9 protein-coding genes and 1 pseudogene are annotated in these 8,304 nt (G+C 75.2%); 2 read left to right on the top strand and 8 right to left on the bottom strand.

All coding sequences use genetic code 11. The features are described 5' to 3' along the window. Both ABEB16_RS10165 and ABEB16_RS10160 read right to left on the bottom strand, forming a co-directional pair. The coding region (locus ABEB16_RS10165) for a universal stress protein (RefSeq protein ID WP_345712138.1) at window positions 1–582 on the bottom strand (582 nt) is incomplete at its 3' end. After that, the gene (locus tag ABEB16_RS10160; protein WP_345712137.1) at window positions 579–2,099 is read right to left on the bottom strand and encodes an MFS transporter; all 1,521 of its coding nucleotides are present in this window, start codon (window positions 2,097–2,099) and stop codon (window positions 579–581) included. The genes ABEB16_RS10160 and ABEB16_RS10165, both read right to left, overlap by 4 nt. Window positions 2,100–2,352: 253 nt before the next feature. On the opposite strand from ABEB16_RS10160, the gene ABEB16_RS10155 reads away from it, so the two are divergent. Further along, window positions 2,353–3,033: a histidine phosphatase family protein gene (locus ABEB16_RS10155; RefSeq protein WP_345712136.1), complete on the top strand. Its 681-nt coding sequence runs from the start codon at window positions 2,353–2,355 to the stop codon at window positions 3,031–3,033. 7 nt (window positions 3,034–3,040) lie between these two features. Here the strand turns inward: ABEB16_RS10155 and ABEB16_RS10150 are convergent, their stop codons facing one another. Further along, window positions 3,041–3,667 (bottom strand): YitT family protein, encoded by a 627-nt coding sequence (locus ABEB16_RS10150; RefSeq protein WP_345712135.1) that lies wholly within the window; start codon window positions 3,665–3,667, stop codon window positions 3,041–3,043. Window positions 3,668–3,767: 100 nt separating this feature from the next. On the opposite strand from ABEB16_RS10150, the gene ABEB16_RS10145 reads away from it, so the two are divergent. Beyond that, window positions 3,768–4,244: an Lrp/AsnC family transcriptional regulator gene (locus ABEB16_RS10145; protein ID WP_345712134.1), complete on the top strand. Its 477-nt coding sequence runs from the start codon at window positions 3,768–3,770 to the stop codon at window positions 4,242–4,244. Between the two features lie 26 nt (window positions 4,245–4,270). On the opposite strand, the gene ABEB16_RS10140 is transcribed toward ABEB16_RS10145, so the two are convergent. The 5 genes and pseudogenes from ABEB16_RS10140 to ABEB16_RS10120 all read right to left on the bottom strand — a co-directional run. Further along, on the bottom strand, window positions 4,271–4,966 hold the full coding sequence (locus ABEB16_RS10140) for a helix-turn-helix domain-containing protein (RefSeq protein WP_345712133.1): 696 nt from the start codon (window positions 4,964–4,966) through the stop codon (window positions 4,271–4,273). After that, window positions 4,963–5,778 carry an ABC transporter ATP-binding protein gene (locus ABEB16_RS10135; protein WP_345712132.1) on the bottom strand — a complete coding sequence of 272 codons (816 nt, stop codon included), beginning with the start codon at window positions 5,776–5,778 and terminating at the stop codon, window positions 4,963–4,965. The genes ABEB16_RS10140 and ABEB16_RS10135 overlap by 4 nt, the downstream gene beginning before the upstream one ends. Window positions 5,779–5,786: 8 nt before the next feature. Then, window positions 5,787–6,593 (bottom strand): ABC transporter permease, encoded by an 807-nt coding sequence (locus ABEB16_RS10130; protein WP_345712131.1) that lies wholly within the window; start codon window positions 6,591–6,593, stop codon window positions 5,787–5,789. After that, entirely contained in the window at window positions 6,590–7,546 is a 957-nt protein-coding gene (locus ABEB16_RS10125; RefSeq protein WP_345712130.1) for an ABC transporter substrate-binding protein, read from the bottom strand. Before ABEB16_RS10125 ends, ABEB16_RS10130 begins: the two co-directional genes overlap by 4 nt. A gap of 161 nt (window positions 7,547–7,707) precedes the next feature. Next, window positions 7,708–8,304 (bottom strand): annotated as a pseudogene (locus ABEB16_RS10120) (hypothetical protein); the annotation flags it as partial.

Here is an 8,304-nt window from a genome sequence, read left to right as displayed (position 1 = left end):
CGGTGGCCGCGGCGGGATGCCCGGCCGGCCCGCGGAGGCCACCGCGGCGGCCGCGGCCTGCCCGAGGCGCTGCCCCGCCTGGCGCACCACCGACCCGCCGTGCGCCACGGGCGGTGGCATCACCACCACCGGGCAGTGCGCCGCGTAGACCAGCTGCGGCGCCAGCAGCTTCGCGCCCGGCGTGGCGAGCTTCGCCGCGCGCGGGGAGTCCAGCACGAGCAGGTCCGCCTCCCGCGACTCGCGCAGCAGCACCGCACGGGCCGAACCCCGTGCGGCCACCCGCTCCGCGGCGTCCTCGTCGCCGAGGGCGTCGTGGACGAGGCCGGCCAGCTTCCGCTCCGCCGCCTCCTGCAGGACCTCGGGGTCCTGCGCGCTGACGGCGGGCGGCCGGGTCCCGGACGCCACCGGGGTCCGCGGCGGCCGCCAGGCCAGGACCGCCCGCACCCGCCCGCCGCGCAGGTGGGCCTCCTGCACCGCCCAGCGCAGCGCCGCCGCGGAACCGGTGCGGGAGCTGACGCCCACGACGACGAGGTGCCGCTCGACGGCGCCGGCCTCGTCCTCCGCCCCGGGCTCGGTGCTCACCTCGGCCCCTTGCCGGGGGTGACGCCGCCGGCGGGGACGCCCGCGGCGGACAGCGGGGTGGCGATGTCCTCCAGGGACTTGCGCTCGGCGTCGACGCCGATGACCCGGGCGACGATGCCGCCCACCATCATCATGACCGCGCCGATGACGTAGCCGACCGTGAGCGGCCCGGCGTCCAGCACCGCGGCGTCCTCCCCGCCCGCGGCGTCGATGAGCCGGCCGAACAGGTACGGGGCGATGACGCCACCGGCGCCCTGGGAGATGGCGAAGAAGTACGAGATCGCCTGGCCGCGCAGCTCCAGCGGGAAGATCTCCGACACCGTCAGGTACGCGGAGGACGCACCGGCGGAGGCGAAGAAGAAGATCACGCACCACAGCGCCGTCTGGGTCAGCGCGCTGAGGACGCCGGCCTGGAACAGGAACGCCGTCACCAGCAGCAGCGCCCCGGAACCACCGTACGTCGCGAAGATCATCTTGCGGCGGCCGACGGTGTCGAACAGCGGGCCCAGCACGAGCGGGCCGAGCAGGTTCCCGAACGCGAACGGGATGAAGTACCAGGGGATGCTGCCCCGGTCGATGCCGTAGAACGTCGCCAGCACCGCCGAGTAGGTGAAGAAGATGGCGTTGTAGAGGAACGACTGCGTCACCATCATCGTGAACCCGAGGATCGAGCGCTTCGGGTAGGTGCCGAAGAACGTCTTCGTGAGCTGCCGGAACCCCAGCGGCGGCAGCTCCTTGATCTCCAGCGCCTTGGACTCCGGCACCGGTTCCAGGTGCGCGCCGGAGTGGCGCACCCGTTCCTCGATGTCGTCGATCGTCCGCTCGGCCTCCTCGGCCCGGCCGTGCGTGACCAGCCAGCGCGGGCTCTCGGGGATGGTGCGGCGCAGGAAGATGATGACGAGGCCGAGCGCCGGGCCGATGAAGAACGCGATCCGCCAGCCCCACTGGACGGGCACCGACTCCGAGTACAGGTAGAGGCCCAGCACGTTCCCCAGGAGGGCGCCGGCCCAGTACGTGCCGTTGACGGCGATGTCGACGCGGCCGCGGTAGTGCGACGGGATGAGCTCGTCGATCGCGGAGTTGATGGCGGTGTACTCACCACCGATGCCCATGCCGGCGATGAACCGGAACGCCGCCAGCGACCAGAAGTCCCAGGAGATGCCGCCCAGGCCGCTGCCGATCAGGTAGATCAGCAGGGTGGCGATGAACAGCTTGCGCCGGCCGAGCTTGTCGGTCATGCGCCCGAACACGAGGGCACCGAGGACCTGCCCGGCGAGGTAGGCCGAGCCGAGGGCACCGACCTCACCGGTGGTCAGGCCGAGGCCGCCCTCGGGGTCCTTGAGGGAATCGGTGTTCAGCGCGACGACCTGGATCTCCAGGCCGTCGAGGATCCAGGAGACACCGAGGCCGACGACGACGAGCCAGTGGAACTGCGTCCACGGCAGCCGGTCGATGCGGGCCGGGACGGTGCTGCGGACGGTGACGGGAGCGGTCCCCCCGGTGGAGGGTGCGCTCACGACGCGTCCCCCGGGCGGGGTGCCGCGGCGAGGACATGACGAGGTTCGCGGGGGACGCTCCGCACGGCGCGGACGTCCCTCGTGGAGTGCTCCATCGCGTTGCTCCTGATCCGTGATCGAGATCGGTGGGAACCCGCTGGCCCACCTCGAGATCGTCGTGCACGCGCTGGTCTAGCACCGCCACCGAGCGCTTGCGACCGGAGGACGGGGCCGCAACGGGGGGTGCGGGGCGGCGGGCTGGCAGGCTGGCGGGGTGCGCCTCGTCCTCGCCCGCCACGGGCAGACCGACTCCAACGTCCGCCACCTGCTGGACACCACCGTCCCCGGGCCCTCCCTCACGGAGCTGGGCCGCGAGCAGGCCGACGCCCTGGCGGACCTGCTCGCGCCGCAGGGTCCCGGGTGCGTCGTCGCGTCCTCGCAGACCCGCGCGCAGCAGACCGCCGCACCGCTGGCGCGGGTGCTGGGGTTGCGGGTGCACGTGCGCGACGGGCTGCGGGAGATCGCCGCGGGGGAGGTGGAGATGCGCGGCGACGAGGCGTCGGTGCGCACCTACCTGGAGGTCGTCGGCGCGTGGCTGGCCGGGGACCTGGACCGGCGGATGCCCGGGGCCGAGGACGGGCACGAGTTCTTCGCCCGCTACGACGCCGCCGTGGCCGACGCGGTGGACCTGGCCGCGGCCGCCGGTGCCGGCGTCCTCGTGGTCGTGAGCCACGGCGCCGCGATCCGCACCTGGTGCGGGCGCCGGGCGGCGAACCTCGACGGGCGGTACGTCGGCGCCACGGGCCTGCTCAACACCGGTGTCGTGGAGCTGGACGGGGACCTGGCCGCGGGCTGGGTCGCCCGCACCTGGATGGGCGCCGCCCTCGACCCCGCCCGCGCCGTCGCGGCCGGCGCGGGCCCGGCCGGGGAGCCGGTGCCGGGCCCGGTGTCCTGAGCGGCGCTCACGCCCCCAGGTAGCGGCCCGGGCGGTGGTTCATCGCCAGGACGAGGTTGAGCACCACCGCCCCGGCGGCGGAGAGCGCCACGACGGGCGCCGGCACGAGCGCGAGCGAGGCGAGGACCACGGCGACGTCGAGGGCCATCTGCACGTACCCGGCGCGCCAGCCGAGGCGTTCCTGCAGCACGAGCGCGAGGACCCCGAAGCCGCCGAGGCTCGCCCGGTGCCGGAACAGCACGAGGATCCCCGTGCCCGCGGCGAGGTTGCCGAAGAGCACCGCGTACACCGGGTCGACGTCGACCCCGCCCAGCGCGGCGGCGTGCACCGGCGTCAGCAGCGACAGGGCGAGGACCGCGACGGCCGAGCGGAGCGCGAAGGTCCACCCCTTGGCCCACACCGCCAGCGCCAGGAACGGCAGGTTCACCAGCCCGAGCAGCACCCCGAGCGGCACCGGCAGCGCGTAGCTGAGCAGCAGGCCGAGCCCGGGCGCGCCGCCGGTCACCGCGGTCGCCGAGTGCAGCAGGAACAGCCCGAAGGAGGCCAGCAGCGTGCCGACGAGGAGGCCGGCGACGTCCTCGGCGCGGGTGTGCGGCGGGGCGGCGGGGGGCGCGGGAACCGTCGTCGTGGTCACCCCGGCAGGTTCGGGTGGGGGTGGCGGCGCGCGCAACCGGCCCTCCCCGCGCTGGGCACCGTGCCCCCGCCGGGACGCCGGAGGTGTCATCCTGCGCAGGGTGAGCACGCTCGACGCCCTGGACGCCCGGATCCTGCTGGCCCTCGACGCGGACCCGGACGCGACCGTGCTGGCGCTGGCCCGGACCCTGGGCGTGGCCCGCAACACCGTCTCGGCGCGGCTGGCGCGGATGCGGGCCGGCGGGGCGCTGCGCGAGCCCAGCCGGCGCCTGGACCCGGCGGCGCTGGGCCGCGGGATGGTCGCGTTCGTGCAGATCGCGCTGAGCCAGGCCTCCGGCCCCCGGGCGATCGCCGCGCTGCGGCGGGTGCCGGAGGTGGTGGAGATGCACTCCACCAGCGGTGAGGCCGACCTGCTGCTGAAGGTCGTCGCCCGCGACACCGCCGACCTGCACCGGATCACCACGGCGCTGCTGCGGGTGGAGGGGGTGGTGCGCACCAGCACGACGATCTCGCTGGCGGAGGAGCTGCCGACCCGGTACGGGGAGCTGCTGGCGCGGCTGGCGGGTCAGCAGGGCTGAGCGTCACCACGCCCCGAGCGCGCCGCTCAGCAGGTGGCGACGGTCAGCCAGGTGGACACCGCGACGGCGCGGGTGCGGTTGACGATGCGGTGCCCGCGGTCGGCGGGGAAGGAGATCGAGTCCCCCTCGGCCAGCTCCACCTCCCCGTCGGGGAACTGGAACGTCAGCCGCCCGGCGGTCACCACGCCGGTCTCCAGCCCGGTGTGCACCAGGAGCGTGCCCTCCTCCCCGGAGGCCGCCCCCGGCGGGTAGGTGGACTCGAAGAACTCCACCCCGGGCACCGGCCGCGGGGTCAGCCGCCGGTAGACGACGCCGCCGCCGAGGTCCACGACGGCCGGGCGCACCGCCCGCGCCACCGCCACGGACACCAGGACCTCCTCGGCCGCCCGGCCGCCGTGCGGGTGCCGCCCGTGCGCCGCCCCGAGCGCGGCCGTCCCCTGCGCGGCCGTCCCCTGCGCCGTCCCGGGCGGCGGCGGGGCGGGCGCTGCGGCGTCCTCGTCGAACACCGCCGACAGCGGCACCCCGAGCACGCCCACGATCTCCACCAGGCGGCTGACCGACGGCTGCAGCGCGCCGGTCTCGATCTGCGACAGCGCCGACGGGCTGATGCCGAGCCGGCGGGCGACGGCGCTCAGCGACGTCCCGGACCCCTGCCGCAGCCGCCGGATCCGCTCCCCCAGCCGGTCCAGGTCGAACCCGCCGTCCCGGGGCTGCCCGCTCACCCCCGGCCCACCGGCTCGTGGACGAGGGCGGTGATCCGCCGCTCCACCGCGTTGAACCCCGGGGAGGTCACGTCCCGCTCGGCGAGGTCGACGGGCACGACGGCCCGGACGTGCCCGGGCACGCCGTGCGAGGCACCACCGGCCATGACGACGACCCGGTCGGCGAGGTAGACGGCCTCCTCGATGGAGTGGGTGACGAAGACGACCGTCGTGCCCGTCTCGCGGTGGATGCGCCGCAGCTCCGCCTGCAGGCCGGAGCGGGTGAGGGCGTCGAGGGCGCCGAACGGCTCGTCCATCAGCAGCAGCGACGGGTCGTTGGCCAGCACGCGCGCGATCGCCACCCGCTGCTGCATGCCGCCGGAGAGCTGGCCGGGGTACTTGGCCGCGAACCGCTCCAGCCCCACCGCGGCGATGAACTCGTCGGCGATCCGCCTCGTCTCCGCGCGGGGCAGCCCCTTGCGGGCGGGCCCGTAGGCCACGTTCTCCCGCACCGACAACCAGGGGAACAGGCCGTAGTCCTGGAAGACGACGCCGCGGTCCGGGCCCGGCGCGGTGACCGCGGCACCACCGACCTCCACGACGCCCCCGCTGGCCCGCTCGAACCCGGCGAGGACGCGCAGCAGGGTGCTCTTGCCGCAGCCGCTCGCCCCGACGACGGCGACGAACTCCCCCGACGCGACGTGCAGCGTGACGTCCGCCATCGCGACGACGTCGTCGCCGCCGGAGGTGTAGCGCTTGGTGAGGCGCTCCACCCGGACGTCGGCCGTGCGGCCGCCCAGCAGGTGCCCGCCGGTGGCGGTGGCGCTGCTCATGTCGCCTCCTACTTGATCAGGGGTCGGTCGCGGAACAGGACCCGCAGGGCCAGCACGAGCAGCCGGTCGGAGCAGAACCCCGCGACGGCGATGCAGATCATCCCGACCACGACGAGGTCGGTGCGCACCACGTCCCGCGCCAGGAAGATGGTGGAACCCAACCCGGTCGGCACGCCCGTCGTCTCGCTGAGCACGAGGACCACCCACGCCAGGCCCAGCCCGACCCGCATGCCGTTGACGACGGCCGGGGCCGCGGCCGGCAGCACGACCCGCCACAGCGTCCCGGCGCCCGACGTGCCGAGCATCCGGGCGGCCTCCAGCAGCCGCTCGGGGACCTGCCGCGACCCGCTCACCGCGCCGAGCACGACGGGGAAGAACGCCGACAGGGTGATGAGGAACACCGACGCCTGGTTGCCGTAGCCGATGAGCAGGGCCACCAGCGGGACCCAGGCCGTCGCGGGGATCGGCCGGAACAGGTTGACGAGCGGGTCGAACAGGGCGTGGACGGTCGCGGAGCGGCCCATGAGGACGCCCAGCGGCACCGCGAGCAGGGTCGCCAGCCCGAAACCGGAGAAGACGCGCAGCGCGCTCGCGCCGAGGTCGCCCCACAGCGCGCGGCTGAAGGCGTCCTCGCGCAGCCCGCCGACGGCGTAGTCCACCAGGGACACCGCCACGTCGGCCGGGTAGGGCAGGAACCCCATGCGGATGCCGAGCGGCAGTTCCCACTCCTGCGCGCGGCCGACGTGCCAGGCGAGCACGAGCAGCAGCGGCAGCGGCAACCCCAGCAGGGCGGACCGCAGGCCGGCGGACCTCACGGCACGGGCGCGAACGAGGCGTCGACGACGTCCGCGGCGGTGGGGGCCTCGTCGACGAGCCCGAGCCCGGCCATCTCCTGCGCCAGGGCCTCCAGCTGCCCCTGGTACTCGGCGCTGAGGTCGGCGCGCAGCCAGAAGTTCTCCAGCGCCGAGGCGAGGATCTCCTGGTCGCCGCCGAACTGGGTGACCATCTCCGGCAGCCACTCGTCGACGTTGGCGCTCATGTACTCGACCGTCTCGGCGTGGGTGTCGACGACCGCCTGCACCAGCTCGGGGTCCTCCTCGATGAGCGCGCCGGTGGTGGCCAGGCCGATGTTCACCCGCCCGATGGGGGTGGCGTACGGGTCGCTGATCTCGTGGCCACCGGCCTTCTCGGCGATGGAGACGCCGATCTCGACGCCGAAGAACGCGTCGATCGAACCGCTGGTGAACGCACCGGCCATCTCCGGCACGGGGACGACGACGAGTTCGACGTCGGCCGGGTCGACGCCGTTCTCCGCCAGCACCAGCCGCAGCGCGACCTCCTGAGCGCTGCCCTGGACGTAGCCGACCTTCTTGCCGACGAGGTCCTGCACGGTGTCGATGCCCTCGCCGCCGATGAACCCCGACCCGCCGTCGGCCGCGGAGGCCACGATCTTCAGGTCGCGGTCCTGCGCGACGGAGGAGATGGTCGGCGTGACGCCGGTGACGGCGAAGTCCACGGCGCCGGAGACGAGGGCGTCGGACAGCGCGGGCGTCGTGTCCAGGGTGACGACCTCGAACTCCACGCCCTCGGCCGCGAACCGCTCGTAGAGGAACGGCTGGTAGAAGTGCGGCTGCCCCCGCAGCGTGCCGACCTTGACGGTCTCGGTGGGTTCGCCGGCGGACGTGGTGGACGAGCCGGAGCACGCCGTGAGGGCGAGGGTGGTGGCCAGGGCGACGACGGTCGCGCGGCGCGCGGGCGCAGGGCGCATGGAACTCCTCGGGCAGCTGTGCGGGCCGGCTCCCGCGGGGGAGGCGGCGAGTCGCGCGCACCGCGCGCTCGGGGAGGATCAGACAACCGCCGCGGGTCGCGGTCGTGTCCCGGGCGTAACGGCGCCGTTAAGCCACCGCTTAAGGGTGGGACCCGCCCGGGTCAGCCGTCCGCCGCCGGCAGGTCCGCGGCGCGCAGCCCGGCGACGGCCGCGCCCAGCACCGCCTCCACCTGCCGCCGCCCCGGGTCGAGGTCGTGCCCGCGCACCGAGACCCCGACGAGCACGTCCCCGGCGCGGGCGGCCCCGGAGACGACCAGGCCCGTGGGGTCGATCCAGGTGCCCGCCCAGCTGTCGTCGGCGTCGACCACCACGGGCACCGTCTCCGGCTGGGCGCCGAAGCGGCAGCGGCCGGTGTCGTCGACGACCTCGGTGAAGGCGTCGGCGCCGCGGCCGTCCCAGCCGGTGACGACGAGGGTGGCCGACGTGCCGCCGGGCCCCGCCCACGACCAGCTCCGCCCCGCCACGGGCACCAGCCCCGGCCGCGGCGGATCGCAGGCCTGCCCGTCGACGGCGGAGACGTTCGCGTACTGCCCCAGGTCGAGCACCTGCTCGTAGCCGGCCGGCAGCACCGCCGCCACACCGGGCAGGTCGGGGACGTCGTAGGCCACGCCCGGCGCGCCCCCGGTGGTGCTCGACGTGGTGGGGGACGCGGTGGGGGACGCGGTGGGGGACGCGGTGGGGGACGCGGTGGGGGACGC

Origin of the sequence: Kineococcus glutinatus (genome assembly GCF_039542765.1) — a bacterium.
In the GTDB taxonomy this organism is placed as follows: Bacteria; Actinomycetota; Actinomycetes; order Actinomycetales; family Kineococcaceae; genus Kineococcus_A; species Kineococcus_A glutinatus.
Note: the sequence above shows the minus strand (reverse complement) of the source record. Positions and strands in the feature narration are given on the sequence as shown.

Bases quoted from the DNA above. Each gene is read 5' to 3' on its own strand.
- ABEB16_RS10135 (WP_345712132.1), bottom strand. From the start codon at position 5,778: ATGAGCAGCGCCACCGCCACCGGCGGGCACCTGCTGGGCGGCCGCACG.
- ABEB16_RS10125 (WP_345712130.1), bottom strand. From the start codon at position 7,546: ATGCGCCCTGCGCCCGCGCGCCGCGCGACCGTCGTCGCCCTGGCCACC.